The sequence below is a fragment of the Rhodococcus sp. UNC23MFCrub1.1 genome, from assembly GCF_000686025.1.
Lineage (GTDB): Bacteria > Actinomycetota > Actinomycetes > Mycobacteriales > Mycobacteriaceae > Rhodococcoides.
On the sequence record NZ_JMLQ01000005.1, the window covers coordinates 232,577 to 256,145 of the forward strand.

Genomic DNA, 23,569 nt, shown 5'->3' on the forward strand with positions numbered 1-23,569 from the left:
GAGATCGTGTGGGCTCACGGGTGCCTGTGTGCACACGCCTTGCAGCGTCCGTCAGTGATGGCGGTGGTCGGTGACCACGGTGCGCGGACCGAACTTCGGGCGCAGGGCCGTTCCGCTGACCTCGAGCAGACGTACCGCGCGATAGCGGTGCGGCCGGATCGGCGCCAGGTACTCGAGCATCTCGTCGTCCGTCATCGGTGCCCCCGTCAACGTCCATCCGATCACCGACGCCAGGTGGTAGTCGCCGACGGACAGAGCGTCCGCATCTCCCAGCGCCCGTTGCATCACCTCGGCCGCGGTCCACACGCCGATTCCGGGAACGTGGCGCAACCGGCGCTCGGCATCCTCCCTCGTCATGGACACGATCGGTTCGAGCTTGTCGGCCAGGGCCGCGCTCCGCACGATCGTCTTGGAGCGCTTCGGATCCACGTTCGCTCGGTGGAACTCCCAGGACGGCACCCGCCGCCAGACCTCGGCGGGCGGCGGTACCCGCATTCCCGCGGGCGCCGGTCCCGGTGCCGGCTCGCCGAACTTCGAGAGCAGGTAGCGCCATGCCGCGAAGGCGGCGACCCCGTGCACCTTCTGCTCCAGAACGGCCGGGACCAGCGCCTCCATGACCTGCCCGGTGCGGCCGATGCGCAGATGGGGAAATCGACGATGCGCCTCCGCGAGGATGCGGTGCTCGGGCGCGAATCCGTCGGCGTCGTCCTCCATGCCCACGAGCCCCGGAAGAGAGTCGAGGAACTCCGCGGAGCCGGCGCCCCAGGCCTCGCAGGTCACCTCGAACCGGTCCACCTGGCGCAGGCGATACGTCACCGGCCCCGTGCGAAACCGTGAGGTGCGCCAGATGGATCCGTCGGCCTCCACCCGATGGGCGGGATCGCCCGCTCCGCGGCGGTGTGGCGACAACGAATACCGCAGGGCGAGTGGGCGATCCGAGGTGAGAGTGATCTCCACCGCGCCGCCGCGGGAAGTGTGTCCGGGGTCGAGCACGGGAAACGAGCTAGCCGACACGGACGAGGGTGCGACCGATGGTGGCCCCATCGCGCAGAGAGTCGAGCACTCCCGCCACCCCGTCGAGAGTCACCTCGGTGGTGACCTCGGCGAGCCGACTCGGGCGCAGGGAACCGGCCAGGTCGTTCCACAGGGTGCGTCGGGCCTCGATGGGCAACTGCACCGAGTCGATGCCCAGCAGGGCCACTCCCCGGAGAATGAAGGGCAACACCGTGGTCGAGAGCCCGGCTCCCCCGGTGAGCCCGCTGGCGGCGACCGCGCCGCCGTACCTCGTGGTGCTGAGTACGTGCGCGAGGGTCTTGCCGCCGACACAGTCGACCGCGGCGGCCCACTGCGCCTTCCCGAGGGGACGCGGCGCCGCGTCGGGGTCCTCGGGGAGGCGGCCGATGATCGAGGACGCGCCGAGTGTGGTCAGCAGGTCGTGTGCCGACTCCTTGCCGGTGGAGGCGACCACCTCGAACCCGGCCTGCGACAACAGGTCCACGCTGACACTGCCGACCCCGCCGCTCGCTCCGGTGACCAGTACCGGACCGTCGGACGGGGTGAGGCCACGCGCCAGCAGGGCCTGCACGCTGAGTGCGGCGGTGAAGCCCGCGGTGCCGATGGTGGCGGCGTCGGCCGTCGACAGTCCGTCCGCGAGCGGCACGACCCACTCGGCCGGAACGCGCGCGTACTCGGCGTAGCCGCCGTGACGTCCGGTGCCGATCTCGTAGCCGTGTGCCACGACGCGGTCACCGACCGACACCCCGTCGGACGTCGAGGAGACCACCACACCGGCAAGGTCGATGCCGGGGACGATGGGGTACTCCCGCACCACTCCGCCCTTCGGGGTGACGGCCAGGGCGTCCTTGTAGTTGGCGCCCGAGTACTCGACGCGGACGACCACCTCGCCCTCCGGCAGGAACGACAGGTCGACCGTCTCGGACGTCAGATCCACACCGTCGTCGGTCTGCCGGGCGACCAGGGCGCGGAAGTTCTCCGGGATCTCGGTGGCGGATCGATCGTCGGTCGGCGAGGTCACGTGGCGTCTCCCTGTGTCGGTCCAGATCGAAGTCTGGGCTGATGGTTCACGTTCGAGAGTAGGCCGAGCCGTGGACAGGGTGTGCGCTCGGCGCGGGACCGCGGAATTGTCGGTCCTCGGCCGTACTGTCTCGAGGGTGATCATCGTGAGTACCGACGGTTCGTGCCTGAAGAACCCCGGCGGGGCCATCGGCTGGGCCTGGGTCGACCACACCGGCCCGTCCGCCTCCGGCGGAGAAGCGTCCGGCACGAATCAGATCGCCGAGCTCAGGGCGTTGTACGAGGCCGTGGCCGCGCATCCGGGTCCGGAGCCGATGCTCATCGAGTCGGACAGTCAGTACGCCATCAAGTGTGCGTCGGAGTGGCTCGCCGGATGGAAGCGCAAGGGCTGGCGCACGTCCACGGGTGGGCCGGTGCGCAATCTGGAACTGGTCCGCGCGATCGACCGTGCCATCACCGAGCGCGAGGGTCCGGTGCGGTTCCGCTGGGTCCGCGGACACGTGGGCAACCAGTTCAACGAGATGGCGGACGAGCTTGCAGGAATCGCTGCGCGGGCGATCCGAGACGGTTCGCTGACGCCGTGCGAGCCGGTGGGCGCACAGGAACCCGTCACGCTCTTCTAGAGCAGAGGCTCATTCCTGGCGAGCGGTCTGCTTGTCGTCCTTGTCGCCGGCGGTCACGTCGCGCGGACTCGGGGCGGGCAGATCCTTGCCCTCGTCCACGGCGGCTTCACTCCGATCGAGGGTCGGCGCCGGCTCGGCCTCGGCATGGTTGTCGAACTCGCGCACGGCCTCGTCGCGCTCGTCCGGACTCTGTGCAGTGTCCGCACCCGTGCCCTTGGACTCCTCGCGCGGGTCGATGGATGCGGTGTCGACGGGCTCGTTCACGGAATCACTCATGAGCACCGGTGTGCCCGATCGACCGCGCGGTCAACCCTTCCGCACCTGTCACGGCGTCGGAGCGGGCGTCAGGGTCACCGAGAACTGGTTCTCCAGATTGTCGGTGAACTGCTGCTGGCACTGCTCGACCCGTGTCGCGTCGCCACCGGCGTCGCTGAGGCAGGTCGCGAGGTCGCCGACTCCCACCTCGTTGAACACCCATACGGTCAGGGCGATGAACACCGCGCCACCGATGATGCCGAGGACACCCAGCACCAGCCCCGTCGTGGCGACGCCGCCGTTCGTGGCTTCGCGGCGCTTGACTCGGCCGCGGCCGAGCACGCCGAGCACCACGGCGATGATGCCCAGGAAGATGCCGAATCCGAAGGTCCAGAAGGCCAGGATCGACAGGATGCCGAGAATCAGCGCCGCGATTCCCACGCCGTTCTTCGGGCTGACCGGGGGCTGGCCGTAGCCGCCGTCGTAGCCGCCGGGTGGTGGGTACTGCCCGCCGGAACCGGGCTGCTGACCGTACTGAGGCTGCTGACCGTACTGAGGCTGCTGGCCGTACGGGGGCTGCTGACCATATTCGGGCTGCTGGCCGTACTCGGGCGTGGGACCGCTCACTGGTCTCTCCTGACGGGCGACTCGGCTGGTGTCTCGCACTGTAGCGCCGGACGGCACCTCCGGCGTGAGTGCGTGATCGCACCGTTACCGCAGGTGTCCGGTGGGGTATCTCAGCAGGATGAGTACGTGGACCGTCAGCGACGGCACAGTCCTGCACTACACCGACCAGGGAACGGGACGGCCGCTCGTGATGCTGCACGGGTGGGGATTCAGCGGCCGTTTCTTCGACGGCAGTGTCGATCGGCTCGCCGAGCATGCCCGTGTGATCACCGTCGATCTGCGCGCACACGGTGATTCGGAGGACTCGGGCCACGGTTACCGGGTGTCGAGGTTGGCCAAGGACCTCCGCGATCTGCTCGTGGGGCTGGAGCTGACGGACGTCACAGTCCTGGGGTGGTCACTGGGTTGTCCCGTGATCTGGAGTTACCAGGAGCTGTTCGGCACCGACCTGTTGGCGCAGGCGATCTATGTCGCGCAGACTCCGCGGCAGTACCGGACGCCCGAGTGGACCCTGGCGCACACCAGCATCTTCGACGACGCGTCGCTGGCCGCGGTGCAGGGCCGTGTGACGTACGACCGCGAGAACTTCGACCGCGAACAGCTCGACGAGATCACCGCCACCGACCTCCCCGCCGAGCGTGTCGAGGTCCTCCTCGCGGAGATGGCGAAGATGTCCTCAGAGGCGCGCAACGCGGTGATGGCGGACCACACCCACCACGACTGGCGCGATCTGCTGCCGGCACTCGAGCTGCCGTCACTGGTCATGGTGGGCAAGCACGACAAGGCGTTTCCGTGGGAAGCGGCACAGTACGTGGGTGACACGATTCCCGGCGCGCGCACCGTCGTGTTCGAGAACAGCAGTCACGCACTGTTTCTGGACGAGCCGCGGAAGTTCGAGGACGAGGTGCTCGGCTTCCTTGCCGAGCACTCCTGACCTCGGTGGTTTGCGGACAGCGGTTCGCGGACACCCGGCAGACATGAGCCAAGACCTGTACACCGCCACTGTCACCGCCACCGACGGATCGATCTCCTCGAGCGACGACGTGCTCTCCCTCGATGTCCACGAGCCCTCCGACCTCGGGGGTCCGGGTGGGGCGACCAACCCCGAACAGTTGATGGCCGCTGCGCTGAGCTCCTGCCTGCTCGAGTCGCTGCGCATCGCCGTCGGTACCGCGGGGGGATCCCTCGACGGCGCGTCGGTGGAGGGACAGGTGACGCTGTCCTCCGCGGACGGCGCGGGCTACGACGCGGCCTACCGCCTCGGCGTGACACTGCCGGGCGTCGACAACCCGGGCGACGTGCTCGAGCAGGCACGGTCGATCTGCCCGTTCCTCAAGACCGTCACCGGCGTGGACGTGACGCTGAGCGAGTGAGCGCCGCCGGCTGACCGTTCCCGCGGGTGTTCCGCCTCGCGGTAGTGGTTGCAGCCGCTGCGGGAGCATGGAATGCCTGCGGGAACCACTCTCGGCCCCCGCCGTGTCCGCCTCCAGCGAACGCCCTCATCTGCGGGAACACCGGGGACCGCCGCCAAGTTGAGCTGACCACGCTGAACTTTGGAGGACCCCATGAGCGAATCGACTCGCTTGCCCGTTCTGTTCCTGACCGACCCCGTCGTCCTGCCCGGCATGGTCGTGCCGGTCGAACTGGACGACGCTGCCCGCGCTGCGGTCGACGCCGCGCGGACCAGCGCCGACGGCACTCTGCTGATCGCCCCACGACTGGACGACCGCTACCCCGCCTACGGTGTCGTGGCGACGATCGTGCAGGTCGGCCGTCTCGCGACCGGTGAGCCGGCTGCGGTGCTGAAGGCGGAGAAGCGTGCGCACATCGGGTCCGGCGTGAGCGGCCCCGGCGCGGCCCTCTGGGTGGAGGCCGAGCCGGTGTCCGAGCCGGAGCCGACGGACGCCGTACGGACTCTCGCCGCGGAGTACAAGAAGCTCGTTCTGGCCATGTTGCAGCGCCGCGAGGCATGGCAGGTCATCGACTCGGTGAACAAGCTCTCGGACCCGTCCGCGCTGGCCGACACCGCCGGCTACGCGTCGTGGCTCACCGATGTCCAGAAGCGGCAGTTGCTCGAGACCCCGGACGTGGCAGCACGATTGACGGTGCTGACCGAGTGGACCACCGACCACCTCGCCGAGGTAGAGGTGACGGACAAGATCGCGGGCGACGTCCGCGACGGCATGGAGAAGACGCAGAAGGAATTCCTGCTGCGCCAGCAACTCGCCGCCATCCGCAAGGAGCTGGGCGAGGGCGAGCCCGACGGTGCCGACGACTACCGCGGACGCGTCGAGTCCGCAGACCTGCCCGACTCGGTTCGTGAGGCGGCGCTGCGCGAGGTGGGCCGGCTGGAGCGCTCGAGCGATCAGAGTCCCGAGAGTGGTTGGACCCGAACGTGGTTGGACACGGTCCTGGAATTGCCGTGGACGGTGACGACCGACGACAGCACGGACATCGTGGCAGCGCGCGCCGTTCTCGATGCCGACCACCACGGACTCGACGACGTGAAGGACCGCATCACCGAGTACCTGGCCGTCCGATCGAGGCGCGCTTCACGCGGTCTGACGGTGGTGGGCGGACGCGGATCCGGTGCCGTCATGGTGCTGGCGGGTCCCCCCGGCGTGGGCAAGACCTCGCTGGGCGAGTCGGTGGCGAAGGCGTTGGGCCGCAAATTCGTTCGCATCGCCCTCGGTGGCGTGCGCGACGAGGCCGAGATTCGCGGACACCGGCGTACGTACGTCGGAGCCCTGCCGGGCCGGATCGTGCGTGCGATCGCCGAGGCAGGCTCGATGAATCCTGTCGTCCTGCTGGACGAGATCGACAAGATCGGCTCGGACTTCCGCGGTGACCCCGCGGCGGCGCTGCTCGAGGTCCTCGATCCAGCTCAGAATCACACGTTCCGGGACCATTACCTGGACCTCGATCTCGACCTGTCGGACGTGGTGTTCCTGGCGACCGCCAACGTGATCGACCAGATTCCGACGGCGCTACTGGACCGTATGGAACTGGTGACCATCGACGGCTACACCGAGGACGACAAGGTCGTCATCGCACGGAACCACCTGCTTCCGCGGCAGGTCGACCGCGCTGCACTGACCGATGCCGAGGTGACCGTCACGGACGCTGCACTCCGCACGATCGCCGCCGACTACACCCGTGAGCCCGGTGTCCGTCAGTTCGAGCGACTGCTGGCGAAGGCGTTGCGCAAGGTGGCGACCGTGCTGGCGCAGGACGAGCGGCCCATCACGGTGGACGAGCCCGATCTGGTCACCTACCTCGGACGGCCCCGCTTCACCCCCGAGGCACACGAACGCACCGAGGTCCCCGGTGTCGCGACGGGCCTGGCCGTGACCGGTCTGGGCGGCGACGTCCTGTTCATCGAAGCGAGCTCGACGGGTGACACCGCCGGTCTCACCCTCACCGGTCAGCTCGGCGACGTCATGAAGGAGTCGGCGCAGATCGCGCTCTCCTACGTGCGGTCGCACGCGGCGGAACTCGGGGTGGACCCCACGGCGTTGGACAAGGCGATCCACATCCACGTGCCGGCCGGCGCCGTACCGAAGGACGGCCCGTCCGCGGGCGTCACGATGGTCACCGCGCTGGTGTCGATGGCGACGGGGCGACCCGTGCGGTCCGACGTCGGCATGACGGGCGAGGTCTCCCTGAACGGTCGGGTACTCCCGATCGGTGGGGTGAAGCAGAAGTTGCTCGCCGCTCAGCGCGCCGGACTCACCACCGTGTTCGTTCCCGCGCGGAACGAGCCCGATCTCGACGACGTGCCGGCCGAGGTACGGGCTGCCGTCGACGTCCGGCCCATGTCGGACGTCGCCGATATCGTCGCCCAAGCCCTCGAACCTGCGCGGGAGCAGGTCGCCGCGGCCTGACCACGGAATGAGCGGGGCAGCGCGGGGGTTGCCCTCAGTGCAGGTGAACGGGCCGCGCCGTGGGTGTGCAGAGATCGTGACGAGTAACAGGAGGTTCCACATGAGTATGGAAATGACCGCGTGGAACCAGATGTACCGATCGATGCACACCAACGGCGACGATCACCGACCGTTCTCCCGGGTGACCGTGCGGCGGATCATGGTGTTCGCGCGGCCCCTGCGCTCCCTGCTCGTCGGGTTCCTGATCCTCAGCGTCGTCGCGGCGGTCCTGGCCGTCGCGACGCCCGTACTGGCCGGCCGTGTCGTGGACGCGATCGTGCAGGGCCGCGCGTACGGGACGGTCCTCGTGCTGGCCGTCATCATCGCGGTCGTGGCGTTGCTCGATGCCGGTACGGGGCTGGTGAACCGGTGGCTCTCGGCGCGGATCGGCGAGAACCTCATCCTCGACCTCCGTACTCGCGTGTTCGACCACGTGCAGAAGATGCCCATCGCCTTCTTCACACGCACGCGCACCGGTGCCCTGGTCTCGCGGCTGAACAACGACGTCATCGGGGCGCAGCGCGCCTTCAGCGGCACGCTGTCGGGTGTCGTCAGCAACCTCGTGACGTTGCTGCTCACCCTCGTCGTCATGCTCGGGATCTCCTGGCAGATCACCCTGCTGGCACTGTTGCTGTTGCCGATCTTCGTGCTCCCGGCCCGCAGGATGGGCACTCGGCTCGCCCGCCTGCAGCGTGAGGCCGCCGCGCACAACGCGGCCATGTCGACGCAGATGACGGAGCGTTTCTCCGCTCCCGGCGCGACACTGATCAAGCTGTTCGGACGCCCGGGCCACGAGTCGGCCGAGTTCGCGTTGCGGGCGGGCCGCGTCCGCGACATCGGCGTGCGGTCGGCCATGGTCCAGACCGTCTTCGTGACGGCGCTGACCCTCGTGTCTGCGCTGGCACTCGCGCTCGTCTACGGCCTCGGTGGCTTCTACGCGCTGCGGGGGCAGCTCGACGCAGGGTCGGTCGTGACGCTCGCGCTGCTTCTGACCAGGCTGTACGCGCCGCTCACCGCACTGGCGAGCGCCCGCGTCGACATCATGAGCGCCGTGGTGAGCTTCGAGCGGGTCTTCGAGATCCTCGACCTCGATCCGCTCATCACCGACAAGCCCGACGCCCGGGCGGTTCCGGAGGGCCCGGTCACCGTCGAGTTCGACGACGTCCGCTTCGCCTATCCATCGGCCGACAAGGTGTCACTGGCGTCTCTGGAGGACGTGTCCGTCCTGGATGCTCGCGGCGGCGAGGAGGTGCTCCACGGGGTGTCCTTCCGCGCCGAGCCCGGACACATGGTGGCCCTGGTCGGCTCGTCCGGTGCAGGAAAGTCGACCATCGCGCAGCTCGTCTCGCGGCTGTACGACGTGGATTCCGGTGCCGTGCGCATCGGCGACGTCGACGTGCGGGATCTGACGGCCGAATCGATCCGTCGCACCGTCGGCATGGTCACGCAGGACGGCCACCTGTTCCACGAGACGTTGCGGTCCAATCTCACCCTGGCGCACCCGGATGCGACGGAGGAGGAGATCTGGTCCGCGCTGCGGCGTGCGCGTCTCGAGGAGTTGGTGCTGTCGCTGCCGGACGGCCTGGACACGGTGGTCGGCGAGCGCGGCTATCGCTTCTCCGGTGGTGAGCGTCAACGCGTCACCATCGCCCGCCTGCTGCTGGCGCGTCCCACCGTCGTCGTGTTGGACGAGGCCACCGCGTCACTGGACTCCACTTCCGAGGCCGCGGTGCAGGAGGCACTCGCCGAGGCACTGGAGGGACGGACGTCCATCGTCATCGCGCACCGGCTCTCCACCATCCGGGCGGCCGATCTCATCCTGGTCATCGAGAACGGCCGCGTCGTCGAGCGCGGTACGCACACCGAACTGCTGGCGAACTCGGGTCGTTACTCCGAGCTCTACCGCACGCAGTTCGACGAACCGGTCCGCGCCTGACCCTCCGCGATCAGCAGGTGCTGGGTGCAGGCAGACCGGCGAAGCGATCGTTCAGCCACTGCAGTGCGGACGGCAGCCCGAGCAACGCGCCACTGAGGTGGTCGGGGGTCGGGGTGAGCAGCGTCTGCACTCGAGCGCCGGCGCTGCAGTACCGGGCGGTGGTGCTGTCGATGGCGTCGACGGGGATGAGCCCGTCGGTCGGGCTGTGCCACTCGAAGATCGGTGCGCGCGGAACGCCGGGGTAGAGCTCGACACTGTTCTCTTCCACGACGGCACGGCCCTGCGGATCTGCGAACACCGACTTGTTCGCGGTGATCTCCGCGGCGCTGTGGTTGGCGCCCACGGCCAGGATGTCGTTGGTGCAGGAGTCGGCGATCTGATTCATCATCGACGTGCCCTGGGGAGTCAGGTTCTGCGACACGGGCATCCGGTCCGGGTACTCGCGGCCGAGACCGATCGCCGCGGCCAGTGCCAGCCCGAACACGGGGTGCGGTGTGTTCTCGCCGAGCATGTAGGCCATCTTCAACAGGTTCATCGGAACGCCACCCTGGGCGCTGCCCACGATGTTCAACTCGGGTGCGTACGAGGGTGCCAACGCGGCTGCCCAGGCAGTGGCCATGCCGCCGCCGGAGTAGCCGCCCATGCCGACGGGGCTGTTGCGCAGCTGCAGCGGATCGAAGTTCTTGGCAGCGCGGATACCGTCCAGCGTGATCTGACCGCCCAGCTTGGCGGCACCGTAGGCACTGTTGGGGCCGAGGTGGTCCGGCATCGAGACCGACCAGCCGCGGGTGAACACCGCGTTCAAGGCGGCGGCGTCGCGGATGACGACGTTCGGGTCGGTCGACCACAACGCCTGCGAGGGCGCGCACTTCAGGCCGAGAGCATTGACGATCTGCTGGTAGGAGAGCAGCGGGCCGTCGGGCGCCTTCCCCAGTGGGACGAAGACGGTGGTGACACCGACGATGGGGTTGCCCTCGCTGCCGGTGCTGCGGAACGCCAGTTGCCACGTCGACACGCCGATGAAGTTGGGCGGGTTGGGCATCGGACGGCTGGCGAGGATCGTGCCCGGTGCGAGCCCGGAGATGTCGCCCGGCGCGGAGTAGAACGGGTCGGCACTGGGGGTCGGGTACTGGGCGTCTGCGGCTGCGGTCCCCGGAAGGGCGGCAGCGACGACGGCTGCGGTGACCGCGGCGAGCACGAGGCGACGAATGGATCTCACTGGAACACTCCTACGAACCGACTGTGCGGTTATCGAACGACAGCCACATTGAACACTGCCCGAGCGCTCGGTTCCACTCGGGAAACGGCGCCCCGGCCCCGTGATCGAACCGTAAGCAAGCGACACGACGGCGACAACCGTATTCGGTGGTTCTTGTGTAAGGTCCAAACTTTGTCCACTCGAGTGGGAGCGCTCAGTCCTCGCGGTGAACGTCCTCGACGGTCTTGTCCTCACGCAGGCCCCGCCAGCTCGGATGGCGCAACGAGCCGCCGTCCGTCCACTCGAAGAACCGCACCTCGCCGACGACGGTGGGGGCCACCCACGTCGCATCGCGGCGGTCGGCGGTGGGGAGAGGGTCGTCGAACGGTGACTCGTCGACGACGCTCGGGCGCAGCAGTGTCAGCAGGTCCGCGCGCTGGCGCTCGGTGAACCCGGTGCCGACGCGCCCGACGTAGTGCAGTCCGTTCTCCGACGGGATGCCGAGCAGGAGCGACCCGATGCTCCCGGTGCGGGAACCCTTGCCGGCGCGCCATCCGCCGATGACCACCTCCTGCGTCCGCCAGTTCTTCACCTTGATCCACGAGGTGCTGCGTCGGCCCACCTCGTAGGTCGAGTCCCGCCGCTTCGCGACGATGCCCTCCCACCCGCGGCGTTCGCTCTCGGACAGTGCTCCCGCCGCTGTGCCGGGCAGGAGCGGCGAGACGGTCGCCGTCTCGAGGCCGGTCAGGAGCAGTTCGAGGATCATGCGCCGGTCGGTGAACTTCTTGCCCGTCAGATCCGTGCCGTCGAGGTGGAGGATGTCGAAGCAGATGAACTGCACGTCGTCGGGATGCGCGTCCTGCAGTGCCTGAAAGCTGGTGACTCCGTCCGCGCGGTAGACCACGGCCTCACCGTCCAGTACGACCGCATGGTCGGACAGATCCGCGGCGAGCGCCGTGATCCCCGCGTAGCGGCGCGTGAGGTCCTGTCCGGTCCGACTCTCGAGCACGACGTCCCCGTGGTCGAGGGTCGCGACGATGCGGACGCCGTCCCACTTCCCCTCGAACGACCACTCGTCGGCTTCGAGTCCGGACAGCGTTCCGGCGGACGCCAGCATCGGCCGCAGGTGCTGGGGCAGTTCCGTGCGTGTCGGCTGGGGGCGCGATGTCATCCGGTGCACGAGCCACTGGTCCCGGTCGGTCCGGATCAGTGCGTACCGGCCCGCGACGCGCTCACCCGCGAGTTCGACGATGACCTCGTCGTCCCGCCACTTCTCGGTGATGAAGGTGCCGTGATCCCAGACGCTCACCTCGCCGCCGCCGTACTCGCCCTGCGGGATGGTCCCCTCGAAGGATGCGTAGTCCATCGGATGGTCCTCGGTGTGCACGGCGAGATGGTTCTTCTTCTCGTCCGTCGGCAGATTCTTCGGGACCGCCCACGAGACCAGCACGCCGTCGCGCTCGAGTCGGAAGTCGTAGTGGAGTCGACGTGCGTGGTGTTCCTGGATGACGAAGATCGGGTCCGCGGATTCCCGAGTCGTCGATGTCGTCGGGACGGGTTCCGGTGTGCGCGAGGCAGTCCGCTTGCCGCGGTACGGACCGAGGCTGTCGGTGATCGTCGACGCCTCCGGCTCCGGATCGAGGCCGGCGAGCAGATCGCCGTCCCGGTGGAAGCGAGCGAGCACCTCCTCGAAGCTCAGTTGGGCGAGACCGCCGCCGGAGAGCTCGTCCCACGTCCGCGGAGCCGCGACGGTAGGGCGGTCGCGTCCGCGCAGCGAGTACGGCGCGATGGTGGTCTTCTTGCCGTTGTTCTGACTCCAGTCCAGGAAGATCTTCCCGGGCCGCAGAGCCTTCGACATCGATGCGGTGACCAGATCGGGCATCTTCTCCTCGAGAAGCGTCGCAACGCGTTTCGCGACGGTCGAGGCACCGGACGACGAGACCGGCTTCTCCAGCGGGACGTACAGGTGTATGCCTTTGCTACCACTGGTGAGGGGGTGGGCGGTGAGCCCGATGTCGGTGATCATCGCCCGTACCTCACAGGCCACGGTCGCGCAGGTGTCGAGGTCGACGCCCTCGCCCGGATCGAGATCGAAGACGATGCGGGTGGCTTTGCCCTGCTCGTCGCCGTCGAAAGTCCATTGCGGCACATGGGCTTCCAGCGCAGCCTGCTGTCCCAGCCACGCGAGATCGGCGGCGGTGTGGAAGACGGGGTAGACCACGACGCGGTCGGAGTGGTGCAGACGTCGTCGATCGAGCCAGTCCGGGGCCGACGCGGCGAGGTTCTTCTCGAAGAACGAGCCTGCCTGGACCCCGTTCGGCCATCGCTTCCGCGTGACCGGGCGTCCGAGAAGGTGGGGGAGCATCGCGGGCGCGATGTCGACGTAGTAGTCGATCACCTCGCCCTTGGTGGTGCCCGTCTCCGGCCACAGCACCTTGTCGACGTTGGTCAAGGCGATCTGTCGCCCCGCGACCTCCAGCGATGCCATGGGTCCAGGATAGATTGCGTGCTTCGCGAGCTGGGTATGTTCGAGAGCGGTGCCACGCTCGGTGGCAGGACCCGCGCGCGGGACCGACGAGGCAGGAAGCGAGGGCCGCGTGGCCGGAGTGAACGTGACGGTGGATTCGACGATGACACCGGACGAGGCGTGGGCCAGGGCGTCCGATCTGTCCAGCTTCCAGGAGTGGATGACCATCTTCGGTGGATGGCGCAGTCCCGTGCCGGACACGTTGAAGGAAGGCGTCACTATCGATTCGCTGATCAAGGTCAAGGGTTTCCGCAACGTGATCACCTGGACGATCACCGAGTACGAGAAGCCCTACGAGATCGCGCTGCTCGGCAAAGGCAAGGGCGGCATCAAGATCGATCTGAAGATGTCCGTCGCGCCGAAGGGCGCCGGATCGGAGTTCACCCTCGACGCGAACTTCCGCGGCGGGTTGCTGTCCGGCCCGATCGGCGGGGTCGTCGCGAAGGTGCTGGAGTCGGACGTGCGCACGAGTGTGACCAACCTGGCGAAGCTGGGGTAGTTCGTGGAACCTGCTCCGGTGCTGTCACTTCTCGTCGGGGTGGTTCTCCTCGGGTCCCTGTCGCTCGTGATGCGGACGCCGGGCACGAACGTGGACGTGAATTCGGCCGTGGGATTGCGCACGAAGGCGACGACGGCGTCCCGCGATGCCTGGCGAGCCGGTCATCGAGCTGCCGCGGCGCACTTTCTCGCCGTCGGTGTCATCGCTGTCGTGGTCGTCGTTCTGACGAGCACGCTCTGGCTGATCGCGTCGATCACCGAGGCCGACATCGGGCCCGCGGTGGTTTCGGTTCCCGCCGCAGGTCTCGCGGTGCAAGCTGTGATCCTGGTGGCCGCCACCGTGCGTGCGGATCGGGTGGCCAGACGTCACGCGTGATTCCGTACCCGCTGCGAGGAGGCTCGTTCGTGTGGCCGCAGCGTGGACGAATCAGCCCTTCCCCGCCCTACCGGTGTCCGTCCGGCGCAGCCACCACAGCGCCGCGATCGGCAGGATCACCGGGATGAACAGGTAGCCCGATCCGAAGTGCGACCACACCGTGGGCTCCGGGAACTCCTGCGGCACGGCGTAACTGGCGATCGAGACGGCGAGCACACCGACTATCTCGACGACGCAGGAGATGGTCGCGATGCGGCGCGACACCACGGAGGCTCGTGCGAGACACACGGTGCCGACGATGTAGACCAGGGCGGCGAACGCGGACAGCAGGTACGCGACCGGTGCGTCGTCGAACCGGGTCCCGATCTGCACCGCCGAGCGCGACGCGGCGGCGACGGAGAACAGGGCGTAGAGGGCGATGAGGACGCGCCCGATGCCGGACCGGGTGGCCGTCTGCAGGTCCGTGCGTGCGGTGTCAGGCATGGCCGGCCCAGATCTGGTTCAGACGCAGCACCATCACCGCGAGGGTGAGGGTGACGACGATCAGGACGGCGGTGCCGCCGCGACTTCGGTCCCCGAGGGACCACCACACACCGATCGGCAGCAGCAGCGCGAGACCGATGAGGTACGCGCCGAAGGTGACGGTGTGCACATCGCGGTCGGTGGTGGCCAGGGCGACGAAACCGACCACGGCCTGCGCGAGCACGAGCAGCTCGATGCCGACGAGAAACCGGAAGAACACGCGGTCTCCGCGGTTCGCGAGGAGCAGCGCCTGATTGCGGATCAGCTTCACCAGTGCCCAGACCGCGGCGACGAGTGGCAGCACGTAGAGGGCGACCGTGATGGGTGTGAGCATGGTGATCCCAGTTTATCCCCGTCCGATTCGTCCCTCGGCAGGTGAGGTTGCGGCCCCCGGACGGTCGGACCAGTCGTGTCCGAAGCGCGCGACGCAGTGCCAGAGCTGTTTGACGTGCTGATCGTCGTGCTCACCGGTGTTCGCGGCCTGACCGACGATGTACGCGGTGAGACGCCCGTCTCTCGCCACGGACCGTGCGAGGTCGGCGATGTGTGGTCCGCGGTAGTCGGCGCAGTGATCGAACCGACTCGATGTCAGCTCGAACCCGTGGTGCCACCGCACCGGAACTGGTGCCCGGCGTGCGATCGCGTCCAGCTCGGTCCCGCGGAACGACGGGTCGAGAACGAGTGCCTCGACATCGGTGTCGAGTCGTAGCGGTCCGTGGACATGGGCCTCGATGTAGTCGTCGAGCACGTCGACATCGTGGTGGGTGAGTGCCGTCTCGACGAGTGGCATGCGCTCACCGGTGCCGAAGGCTGTCGGCTCGTGGACGGAATCGGGGTAGCAGAAGGTGGTCCGGGGCAGCACGTCTCCGCGGAGCACCAGGTGGGAGGAGCCGAAGCGCACCGATCCGCCCGCGGGCTCCAGGCGGTGATTCAGCGAGCCGTAGATCGGGCGCTCCGATGCCGGGCCGTGGTCGTACGCCCCACCGAACATCCGGGACTCCCATGCGTGGCGACGACCGCCGGGCGCAGGATCGAACCCGCCGTTGCTCGTGCCGGTGACGAACTGCGATCGGTACAGGTTCTCCTCGATCAGCACCTCGAGCAACGGTCGGCCGGCCACGAGCCGATCGGGATGGAAGTGCACGGTCACTCTCGTCGCCGGCGGCACGGGTGGGCCCGCCTCGACTCGCGACGCGACGTGCGCGAGTGCGAGGAGGCGTCGGGCACCCGAGGCGTCGACCACACTCCGACGGTAACGCGGCGGTGTGTCGTCGGGGTTACGCGAGTGAGCAGGACGAAACAGGGCGTTGTTCCGCGGGTGACCATCCGGACATCGAGCGGGCCTGTACTGGTGTCAGCGGGACGGACGTCTCCGCACCCGAGTACTCGCTCACTCATCTTCCGGAGGTTCCCGTGGCCGCGTTCGATCAGACCATCCTCGACAACATGTCCGCCTCACTCGCTGAGATCCCGCACCCGTCACTCCCCAAGGGCAGCAACATCTACGGCGGAACCAAGATCTTCCCGGACTACAAGGCGGAGGACGGCGAGTCGTACTTCACCCTCGTGCACGGCATCGCCCACGAGTCGTCGGTGAGCTTCGTCGCCGTGCTGCAGGCGACGCGCGCTCTGCGCAAGGGCTACGAGTCGGCGATGTACTTCTACGGTCCCGGTGCCATCAACTGCCTGGCGACCCGCGGCTTCCCCACCACCGGAGACTCCGGTTTTCCCGGCGAGCAGAACATCAACGACGCTCTCGCGACGTTCATCTCGGAGGGCGGCACCGTGTTCTGTTGCCGATTCGGGCTCGCGCTGCACGGCGGCCGCGAGGAAGACCTCATCGAGGGCGTAGTGCCCGCGCACCCGCTGGACGTGCAGGACGCGTTGATCCACTACGCCCGCAAGGGCGCGATCATCAACTCCACGTACATGGTCTGAGGTGAGACGGCGATGTCCGACGTTCGACTGCAGACCCCGACCGGCCTCCGGCCTTCCCGCTCGACCAGGAACCACCGGGTCGATCTGGCCCTGCTCGGCATCCGTGGGACCCCACCGGTGCGCCGCACCGCGGGTGCGGGACCGAGCGACGACGGCCATGTGAGCATCGACGGACTCGGTGCAGCGCTGCCCCGCAATCCGTCGAGCCCCTACGTCCTGGACGGCGATCGGGTGCTGTTCGACGGGGACGACATCAGACTGGACATCGCCGCCATCGCCCGGCCGGCCTTCTACGACCTCACCACCGACGACGGTGTGCCCTACGAGAAGCTCGCCAAGCTCCACGGCAAGGGGGTGCTGGCCACGACCGTGGTCCAGACCTGCATTCGCTACGACGAGTCGCAACGGTGTCGGTTCTGCTCCATCGAGGAGTCGTTGCGCAGCGGCGCCACCGTGGCGGTGAAGAAGCCCGCCGATCTCGCCGCCGTGGCCGAGGCGGCGGTGCGACTCGACGGCATCACCCAGATGGTCATGACGACCGGGACCTCGGCGGGCCGAGATCGCGGGGCGTTGCACCTGGCACGCTGCGTCCGCGCGGTGCGCGCCGTGCTCCCCGACCTGCCGATCCAGGTGCAGTGCGAACCGCCCGGTGATCTCGCGACCCTCACCGAGTTGTACGACGCCGGCGCACGGTCCATCGGTATCCACGTCGAGTCCCTGGACGAGGACGTGCGGCGCCGCTGGATGCCGGGCAAGGCGTCGGTCTCGCTCGACGAGTACCGCGCGGCATGGGCGGAGGCGGTGCGTGTCTTCGGACGCAACCAGGTGTCGACGTATCTGCTGGTCGGGCTCGGCGAGGACCCGGACGAGGTGGTTCGCGGCGCCACCGAGCTGATCGCGATGGGGGTCTATCCCTTCGTCGTCCCGTTCCGGCCACACCCGGGGACCCTCGCGGTGGACGTCGACGGGGCCGGGGCGCCGTCCGCCGAGCTGTTGACGGACGTGAGCACTCGGGTGGCCGCGGCACTGGTGGACGCGGAGATGCTGGGGACCGACCAGAAGGCCGGGTGCGCAGCGTGTGGTGCGTGCAGCGTCCTGCAGACGATGGGTGGCTGACATGAGCACCGAACTGTCGATCCTCACCGGGGCACCCACCGTCGGCGCCGCCCCGTTCCTCGTCCGGCCGGCCGAGTCGGCGGCCGATCTCGCCGCCTATCACCGTCTTCGACGCGAGTCGTTCGTCGTCGAGCAGGGCTTGTTCTCGGGTACCGACCGGGACGGCGTCGACGACGATCCGCGCGCGGTCGTCCTTCTCGCGACCGCCCCCGACGGCACCGTCCTCGGCGGGGTCCGGGTGGCTCCCTGCACGGACGTCGACCTGGGATGGTGGTCGGGCAGCCGCCTCGTCGTCGCGCGGGAGAAGCGTAGTCGCGCAGTGGGACCCGCTCTGATCCGAGCCGCCTGCGCTCATGTGGAGACGGCCGGGGTGGTGCGGTTCGACGCCACCGTGCAGTCTCGCCACGTCCCGATGTTCACGGCGCTCGGGTGGACCGCCACCGGCCCCACCGTGCTGGCCGGCGCCCCGCACGAGACGATGCGCTGGACCATCGACACGGTGGCACGTCTCGTCCGGTCGACCAAGGCCGTGCTCGCAGATGTGCTGGCACCCCTGGCCACTGCGCCACTGGGGTTGGGGGCGAGTGGTTTCCGAGGCGACGACGGAGTGCCGGTGCCCGGCTCCGACATCATCGCCGCGTGCGACGCCATCGTGCCCTCGATGGTCGAGCGCGACCCGGAGTGGGCCGGATGGTGTGCCGCCCTGGTGAATCTGAACGATCTGTCCGCCATGGGTGCGACCCCGGTGGGCATGCTGGACGCCGTCGGCGCTCCGACGACGTCGCTCCTCACCCGCGTGATCCGGGGCCTCGCCCGCGCCGGTGACGCGTGGGGGGTTCCCGTGCTCGGCGGCCACACCCAGGTGGGTGTGCCGGCGGCGCTGTCGGTCACGGCACTCGGACGGACGTCGTCGCCGGTGCGTGCGGGCGGCGGTGAGGTCGGTGACGAGCTGAGTCTCACCGCCGACCTCGGGGGCGGCTGGCGACCCGGTTACCACGGCCTGCAGTGGGACTCGACCTCCGCACGCTCCGGGTCGGACCTCCGCGAGATGGGCTCGTTCGTGGCCCGGGCAGCTCCTCGTGCGGCGAAGGACGTCAGCATGGCGGGGCTCGCGGGCACCGTCGGCATGCTGGCCGAGGCATCAGGTACGGGCGCCGAGATCGACGTCGCCCGCATACCCCGACCCGGCGGTGCCGACCTCGGCCGATGGATCACGTGCTTCCCCGGGTTCGCGATGATCACCGCGGACCGCCCCGGACGTCGGCTCCCGCCGGCCGGTCCGGCGACATCGGCCGCCTGCGGCCGCCTCACCTCGGAGCCGGGAGTCACCTTGCGGTGGCCCGACGGCGCCACCACCTCGGCGGTCTCCGCCGCAGTCACAGGATTGGGACCAGCATGAACGACGTAACTCTCTCGGTGGCGTCCGAGCGCTTCGGCCGCGACATGGACGAGTCGTACGCCACCATCGAGCGCACCATCGCGGAAGCACGGCGACGCGGCAGCGCGCTGCTGGTCCTGCCGGAGGCGTGCCTCGGGGGCTACCTCCCGAGTCTGGGAGGCGGAGACGAGTCGGAGGAGAAGCGCCGCACCCGGCTGCAGAACCTGCCGCCGGCCCTCGAGCTGGACGGTCCGGAGATCGCGCGAGTGTCGGCGATGGCCGGAGACATGGTGGTGACCTTCGGTTTCTGTGAGGCGGACGGTCTCACGCGGTACAACGCCGCGGTGACGGTGCACGGTGACGGGGTGCTGGGCTCGTACCGCAAGGTGCACCAGCCGCTGGGCGAGAACCTCTGCTACTCGGCGGGTTCCGAGTACCGCGCCTTCGACACCCCGGTCGGCCGGATGGGCATGCAGATCTGTTACGACAAGGCGTTTCCCGAGGCGGCGCGGGAGATCGCACTCGACGGGGCCGAGATCATCACCTCGCTGTCGGCATGGCCGACCTCGCGGACGGGTCGTGCACCGAACATGGCCGACGATCGATGGAAGCTGCGCTTCGACATCTACGACCAGGCGCGAGCACTGGAGAACCAGGTCGTGTGGATCGCGTCCAATCAGGCGGGGTCCTTCGGGTCGCTGGACTTCGTGTGCAGCGCCAAGATCGTCGGTCCGGGAGGGGAGATCCTCGCCGGCACGGGCGTCGAACCCGGCCTGGCGACAGCGACTCTCGATGTGCAGAAGGCGATCGCGGCGGCTCGCGGAGGTGGCATGTACAACCTTCGGGACCGCCGTCCGTCCGTGTACGGGACCCTCGTCGACGGCGACAGCATGTCTCGGGTGGACCGGGTGATGAGCCGTGCCTGAGATGACCTTCACCGTCCAGTGGCCCAACGGGTGCCGCCAACAGTGCTACTCACCGTCACTCGTCGTCCGTGACCATCTCACGGTCGGGATGCGCTACGAGATCGCCGACTTCGTGCAGCGCAGTCGACTCGCGCTCACCGAGGCCAGTGACCGGGTGCGGGCCAAGTACGGCTTCGCGTGTACCTCGGCAGCGGCGACTCTGCGCGAGATCGAGACCACCGCAGCGGCGTTCGACCACGGCACCGTGCACGTGCTCGACCTGGGAGGAGCGCGATGACCGAGCATCACACCGTGATCGTGATCGGCGCGGGCCAGGCAGGGCTGTCCATGAGCTGGCACCTGACCCGACGCGGTGTCGACCATGTCGTCCTCGAACGGGACACCATCGCCCACGAGTGGCTGGACGGGCGGTGGGACAACTTCACCCTGGTGACACCGAACTGGCAGTGCGTCCTGCCCGGGTACGCCTACGACGGCGACGATCCCGACGGATTCATGACCCGAGACCTGGTGTACGACTTCGTGCGGCGCTACGCCGACTCGTTCGGCGCTCCGGTCCGCGAACACGTCGCGGTGCTGTCGGTGCAGCAGGCACCCGGCGGCGGCCACGTCGTGTCGACCTCCGCCGGGTCGATGACCGCGGATCAGGTCGTGGTGGCCGTCGGTGGCTACCACGTCCCGTCGATTCCACGCCTCGCCGAGCGGGTGCCGGAGACGATCACGCAGATCCACTCGTCGGGGTACCGCAGCGCGGCGGCGCTTCCTCCGGGTGGGGTCCTGGTGGTCGGTACCGGGCAGTCCGGCGCGCAGATCGCCGAGGATCTGCACCTCGAGGGCAGGCAGGTGCACCTCGTCGCGGGGTCCGCGCCTCGTGTCGCCCGCTTCTACCGCGGACGGGACTGCGTCGCGTGGCTGCAGGACATGGGGGTGTACGACGTGTCGATCTCCGAACACGCCGGCGGACTCTCCAAGCGGGAGAGCACGAACCACTACGTGACCGGGCGGGACGGCGGACGCGACATCGACCTGCGTGCCTTCGCGCTGGACGGGATGCGGCTGTACGGGCGGTTGACCGACGTCGGTTCGGACGGTGTCCTGCGTTTCGCGCCGACTCTCGAGCAGTCACTCGACGCGGCGGACGCGGTGTCGGAGGGCATCAAGAACGACATCGACGCCTACATCACCAGGGCGGGACTCGACGCTCCCGTCGAGGAGCGATACACACCGGTCTGGCGGCCCGAGTCGGAACCCACCGAGCTCGATCTCGAGGCGGCGGGCGTCACGTCCGTCGTGTGGGCCGTCGGCTTCCGCCGGGACTATCGCTGGCTGAAGGTCGGGGTGTTCGACGGTGAGGGCCACCCGGCTCACACCCGCGGTGTGACCGCGGCGGAGGGCCTGTACTTCCTGGGTCTGCCATGGCAGAACACCTGGGGCTCGGGCCGATTCGCGGCGGTGGCACGGGATGCGGAGTACCTCGCGGAGCAGATGTCCCCGGCGGTCGGCGCCCGCGTGCCCGCGGCGGTCTGACCGCGAGATGGCGCCGATCCGGGCGGCGGCGCTCGCGGGACACTTCGGCCGTGACGTCGAGCGGTCCGTCGAGAAGATCGTGGGCATCATCGAGCAGGGCCATCAGCGGGGCATCGACCTGTTGGTCCTGCCCGACGCCTGCCTCGGCGGTTACCTCGGTGATCTCGCGCGGCCCGATCTCGAGGAGCTGCCGCCGGCGCTCGACGAGGACGGACCCGAGCTCGCGGTGATCGCTGCTGCGGCCGGTGCGATGACCGTGTGCGTGGGCTACACCGAGAGGGCGGCCCTGGTCCATTACAACGCCGCCGTGTGCCTCACGGGCGACGGTGTGTTGGGTCGTCATCGAAAGGTGCACCAACCGGCGGGGGAGTCGTTGGCCTATGCGGCGGGAGATCGGTTCTCGGCGTTCGACACGCCGGTGGGCAGGATGGGCATGCTGATCGATTACGACAAGACATTCCCCGAGGCGGCGCGCACCTTGGCTCTGGACGGTGCGCGCATCATCGCGGCGCTGTCGGCGTGGCCGGCCAGTGTGACGGACAGGGCGTCGAAGTTGGCCAACGACAGACAGTCTCGCCTGTTCGACCTCTACGACGCCGCCCGGGCAGCCGAGAATCAGGTGGTGCTGCTGTCGTCCAATCACACGGGGGTGACGGGATCTCTGCGCTTCCTCGGGCAGGCGAAGATCGTCGGTCCCGGCGGCGAGGTCCTGTGCCGGACGCGAGACAAGGGTGGCCTGGCGTGCTGCGACATCGACGTGGACGCGGAGGTGGACCGGGCCCGTCGGGTGCTGCGTCACCTCGACGAACGACGACCGGACACCTACCACTCACAGGCATCGAAGGAGACCACGTGCGTGTCGCCCTCCTGACCTACTCGACGAAACCGCGAGGGGGAGTGGTCCACACCGTCGAACTGGCGGAAGCACTGGCGCGCGCGGGAGCGGACGTGACGGTGTGGTCCCTGGCGCGCGGCGGCGACGAGGGCTTCTACCGTGCGATCGATCCCGCGGTGACGGTTCGTCTCGTTCCGTTCCCGGCGCGCGAGGACGAGTCGGTGGGCGATCGCATCCTGCGGTCGATAGCACTGATGCGCAGTGCATTCGACCCGGGTGACGCCGACGTCGTGCATGCCCAGGACTGCATCACCGCGAACGCCGTCGGACGCTGTGTCCGCACGATCCACCACCTCGAGGAGTTCACGACACCGGAACTCGCCGCCTGCCACGAGCGCGCGGTCGTCGAGCCCCTCGCCCGCATCTGTGTCTCGCGCGCCGTGGCCGACGAGGTGCGTGCGGGATGGGGGCTGTCGCCGACGGTCATCCCCAACGGGGTCGACCATGCTCGGTTCGCGGCGGCACGCGGCGACGAGTGGCGCACCCGTCTCGGCCGATACGTCCTCGCGGTCGGTGGCATCGAGCCGCGCAAGGGGAGCATCGACCTGCTCGAGGCCCACGCCGCGCTTCGAGAGCGGTGTCCGGACGTGGGTCTGGTGTTCGCCGGCGGTGAGACGTTGTTCGACTACCGGGGGTACCGGGCGGAGTTCGACACCCGACTCGCGGAACTGGCGGGCAGGCCGGAGGCCGGTCGGTCGACAGGCGACGAGGGGCCCGTACCGCGGGTGCTCGGCACCGTCGACCACGACGTGCTCCCGTCTCTCGTCGCGGGCGCGTCGGCATTCGCGTTCCTCTCCACCAAGGAAGGCTTCGGGCTGGCCGCGATGGAGGCTCTCGCCGCCTCGGTTCCCGTCGTGGTGCGGGATCTCCCCGTGTTCCGCGAGGTGTTCGGGGACGCGGTGCGATACGGCGGCGACGCGGAGGGGACGGCTGCCGCACTCGAGGACGCTCTGACGTCGGACGACCGTGCCGCTGCCGGGCGCGCACTGGCTGCCCGCACGAGTTGGGACGACGCCGCGGCCGCTCATCTCGCGTTCTACGCAGGGCTCGCGCATCGCTGATCAGCGCAGGGGCGATGTGCCCGCGTCGTCGGGTCCGTCGTCGGGGAGGTGTCCCGGCGACGTGGTGTCGACCGTCGCGTCGAAGAACAACTGGACGAACGACAACGGAGCCGCGCGTTGCTCGCTGTCCCGCTCGGGCTCGTCGGACATGGTGGCACTCCCTTCTCGTCGTGGATCGCCGGACCAATCATCTCAGATTCTGAATAGTT

25 protein-coding genes are annotated in these 23,569 nt (G+C 68.9%); 15 read left to right on the forward strand and 10 right to left on the reverse strand.

The annotated features are described in order from the left end of the window. Positions 1–51: 51 nt before the first annotated feature. Both BR07_RS0114585 and BR07_RS0114590 read right to left on the reverse strand, forming a co-directional pair. The gene (locus tag BR07_RS0114585; RefSeq protein WP_442970341.1) at positions 52–1,014 is read right to left on the reverse strand and encodes a DNA-3-methyladenine glycosylase family protein; all 963 of its coding nucleotides are present in this window, start codon (positions 1,012–1,014) and stop codon (positions 52–54) included. Beyond that, positions 1,004–2,035: an oxidoreductase gene (locus BR07_RS0114590; RefSeq protein WP_231476363.1), complete on the reverse strand. Its 1,032-nt coding sequence runs from the start codon at positions 2,033–2,035 to the stop codon at positions 1,004–1,006. The genes BR07_RS0114585 and BR07_RS0114590 overlap by 11 nt, the downstream gene beginning before the upstream one ends. Positions 2,036–2,171: 136 nt before the next feature. Between BR07_RS0114590 and BR07_RS0114595 the strand changes: the two genes are divergently transcribed. After that, complete coding sequence (locus BR07_RS0114595; RefSeq protein ID WP_027506082.1) at positions 2,172–2,657, forward strand: ribonuclease H family protein; 486 nt, start codon at positions 2,172–2,174, stop codon at positions 2,655–2,657. Positions 2,658–2,666: 9 nt separating this feature from the next. On the opposite strand, the gene BR07_RS24705 is transcribed toward BR07_RS0114595, so the two are convergent. Further along, on the reverse strand, positions 2,667–2,933 hold the full coding sequence (locus BR07_RS24705; protein WP_056695702.1) for a hypothetical protein: 267 nt from the start codon (positions 2,931–2,933) through the stop codon (positions 2,667–2,669). 48 nt (positions 2,934–2,981) lie between these two features. Beyond that, the gene (locus BR07_RS24710) at positions 2,982–3,539 is read right to left on the reverse strand and encodes a DUF4190 domain-containing protein (protein WP_231476364.1); all 558 of its coding nucleotides are present in this window, start codon (positions 3,537–3,539) and stop codon (positions 2,982–2,984) included. 118 nt (positions 3,540–3,657) lie between these two features. Here BR07_RS24710 and BR07_RS0114610 point away from each other — a divergent pair, with 118 nt between their 5' ends. From BR07_RS0114610 to BR07_RS0114625, 4 genes are all read left to right on the forward strand, one after another. Further along, positions 3,658–4,473, forward strand: a complete 816-nt coding sequence (locus BR07_RS0114610) for an alpha/beta fold hydrolase (RefSeq protein ID WP_027506083.1) — start codon at positions 3,658–3,660, stop codon at positions 4,471–4,473. 43 nt (positions 4,474–4,516) lie between these two features. Beyond that, positions 4,517–4,912, forward strand: a complete 396-nt coding sequence (locus BR07_RS0114615; RefSeq protein ID WP_027506084.1) for an OsmC family protein — start codon at positions 4,517–4,519, stop codon at positions 4,910–4,912. Between the two features lie 192 nt (positions 4,913–5,104). Then, positions 5,105–7,423: an endopeptidase La gene (lon, locus tag BR07_RS0114620; protein WP_027506085.1), complete on the forward strand. Its 2,319-nt coding sequence runs from the start codon at positions 5,105–5,107 to the stop codon at positions 7,421–7,423. 100 nt (positions 7,424–7,523) lie between these two features. Next, positions 7,524–9,398, forward strand: coding sequence for an ABC transporter ATP-binding protein (locus BR07_RS0114625; RefSeq protein ID WP_027506086.1), 1,875 nt, complete (start codon positions 7,524–7,526; stop codon positions 9,396–9,398). A gap of 10 nt (positions 9,399–9,408) precedes the next feature. Here BR07_RS0114625 and BR07_RS0114630 read toward each other — a convergent pair whose 3' ends face one another. Then, positions 9,409–10,617, reverse strand: a complete 1,209-nt coding sequence (locus BR07_RS0114630; RefSeq protein WP_027506087.1) for a lipase family protein — start codon at positions 10,615–10,617, stop codon at positions 9,409–9,411. A gap of 193 nt (positions 10,618–10,810) precedes the next feature. Continuing rightward, the gene (locus BR07_RS0114635; RefSeq protein WP_027506088.1) at positions 10,811–13,084 is read right to left on the reverse strand and encodes an ATP-dependent DNA ligase; all 2,274 of its coding nucleotides are present in this window, start codon (positions 13,082–13,084) and stop codon (positions 10,811–10,813) included. Positions 13,085–13,193: 109 nt separating this feature from the next. On the opposite strand from BR07_RS0114635, the gene BR07_RS0114640 reads away from it, so the two are divergent. Continuing rightward, positions 13,194–13,622, forward strand: a complete 429-nt coding sequence (locus BR07_RS0114640) for a type II toxin-antitoxin system Rv0910 family toxin (protein ID WP_027506089.1) — start codon at positions 13,194–13,196, stop codon at positions 13,620–13,622. A 3-nt stretch (positions 13,623–13,625) separates the two neighbouring features. Then, entirely contained in the window at positions 13,626–13,997 is a 372-nt protein-coding gene (locus tag BR07_RS24715; RefSeq protein WP_155957045.1) for an SdpI family protein, read from the forward strand. A 51-nt stretch (positions 13,998–14,048) separates the two neighbouring features. On the opposite strand, the gene BR07_RS0114650 is transcribed toward BR07_RS24715, so the two are convergent. Genes BR07_RS0114650 through BR07_RS0114660 form a run of 3 tightly spaced genes read right to left on the reverse strand, consistent with a single transcriptional unit; the run spans position 14,049 to position 15,762 of the window. Beyond that, positions 14,049–14,480, reverse strand: coding sequence for a hypothetical protein (locus BR07_RS0114650; RefSeq protein ID WP_027506090.1), 432 nt, complete (start codon positions 14,478–14,480; stop codon positions 14,049–14,051). Beyond that, positions 14,473–14,853, reverse strand: a complete 381-nt coding sequence (locus tag BR07_RS0114655) for a hypothetical protein (RefSeq protein ID WP_027506091.1) — start codon at positions 14,851–14,853, stop codon at positions 14,473–14,475. Before BR07_RS0114655 ends, BR07_RS0114650 begins: the two co-directional genes overlap by 8 nt. A gap of 12 nt (positions 14,854–14,865) precedes the next feature. After that, the gene (locus tag BR07_RS0114660) at positions 14,866–15,762 is read right to left on the reverse strand and encodes a DUF3626 domain-containing protein (protein ID WP_027506092.1); all 897 of its coding nucleotides are present in this window, start codon (positions 15,760–15,762) and stop codon (positions 14,866–14,868) included. A gap of 170 nt (positions 15,763–15,932) precedes the next feature. On the opposite strand from BR07_RS0114660, the gene BR07_RS0114665 reads away from it, so the two are divergent. The 8 genes from BR07_RS0114665 to BR07_RS0114700 are packed head-to-tail and all read left to right on the forward strand — an operon-like array spanning position 15,933 to position 23,360. After that, on the forward strand, positions 15,933–16,457 hold the full coding sequence (locus tag BR07_RS0114665; protein WP_027506093.1) for an MSMEG_0572/Sll0783 family nitrogen starvation response protein: 525 nt from the start codon (positions 15,933–15,935) through the stop codon (positions 16,455–16,457). A gap of 12 nt (positions 16,458–16,469) precedes the next feature. Next, positions 16,470–17,573, forward strand: a complete 1,104-nt coding sequence (locus BR07_RS0114670; RefSeq protein ID WP_051613417.1) for an MSMEG_0568 family radical SAM protein — start codon at positions 16,470–16,472, stop codon at positions 17,571–17,573. A gap of 1 nt (position 17,574) precedes the next feature. Then, positions 17,575–18,972 carry an MSMEG_0567/sll0787 family protein gene (locus tag BR07_RS0114675; RefSeq protein WP_037185974.1) on the forward strand — a complete coding sequence of 466 codons (1,398 nt, stop codon included), beginning with the start codon at positions 17,575–17,577 and terminating at the stop codon, positions 18,970–18,972. Beyond that, positions 18,969–19,877 carry a carbon-nitrogen hydrolase family protein gene (locus tag BR07_RS24720; protein ID WP_037185976.1) on the forward strand — a complete coding sequence of 303 codons (909 nt, stop codon included), beginning with the start codon at positions 18,969–18,971 and terminating at the stop codon, positions 19,875–19,877. Before BR07_RS0114675 ends, BR07_RS24720 begins: the two co-directional genes overlap by 4 nt. Beyond that, positions 19,870–20,154: an MSMEG_0570 family nitrogen starvation response protein gene (locus BR07_RS24725; RefSeq protein WP_037185978.1), complete on the forward strand. Its 285-nt coding sequence runs from the start codon at positions 19,870–19,872 to the stop codon at positions 20,152–20,154. Before BR07_RS24720 ends, BR07_RS24725 begins: the two co-directional genes overlap by 8 nt. Next, positions 20,151–21,404, forward strand: coding sequence for an MSMEG_0569 family flavin-dependent oxidoreductase (locus BR07_RS24730; RefSeq protein WP_037185980.1), 1,254 nt, complete (start codon positions 20,151–20,153; stop codon positions 21,402–21,404). Before BR07_RS24725 ends, BR07_RS24730 begins: the two co-directional genes overlap by 4 nt. A 7-nt stretch (positions 21,405–21,411) precedes the next feature. Continuing rightward, on the forward strand, positions 21,412–22,275 hold the full coding sequence (locus BR07_RS0114695; protein WP_027506096.1) for a carbon-nitrogen hydrolase family protein: 864 nt from the start codon (positions 21,412–21,414) through the stop codon (positions 22,273–22,275). Next, a complete protein-coding gene (locus BR07_RS0114700; RefSeq protein WP_027506097.1) occupies positions 22,257–23,360 on the forward strand; it encodes an MSMEG_0565 family glycosyltransferase in 1,104 nt (367 codons plus the stop codon). The genes BR07_RS0114695 and BR07_RS0114700 overlap by 19 nt, the downstream gene beginning before the upstream one ends. On the opposite strand, the gene BR07_RS27015 is transcribed toward BR07_RS0114700, so the two are convergent. Beyond that, on the reverse strand, positions 23,361–23,510 hold the full coding sequence (locus tag BR07_RS27015) for a hypothetical protein (RefSeq protein WP_155957046.1): 150 nt from the start codon (positions 23,508–23,510) through the stop codon (positions 23,361–23,363). Positions 23,511–23,569 lie beyond the last annotated feature (59 nt).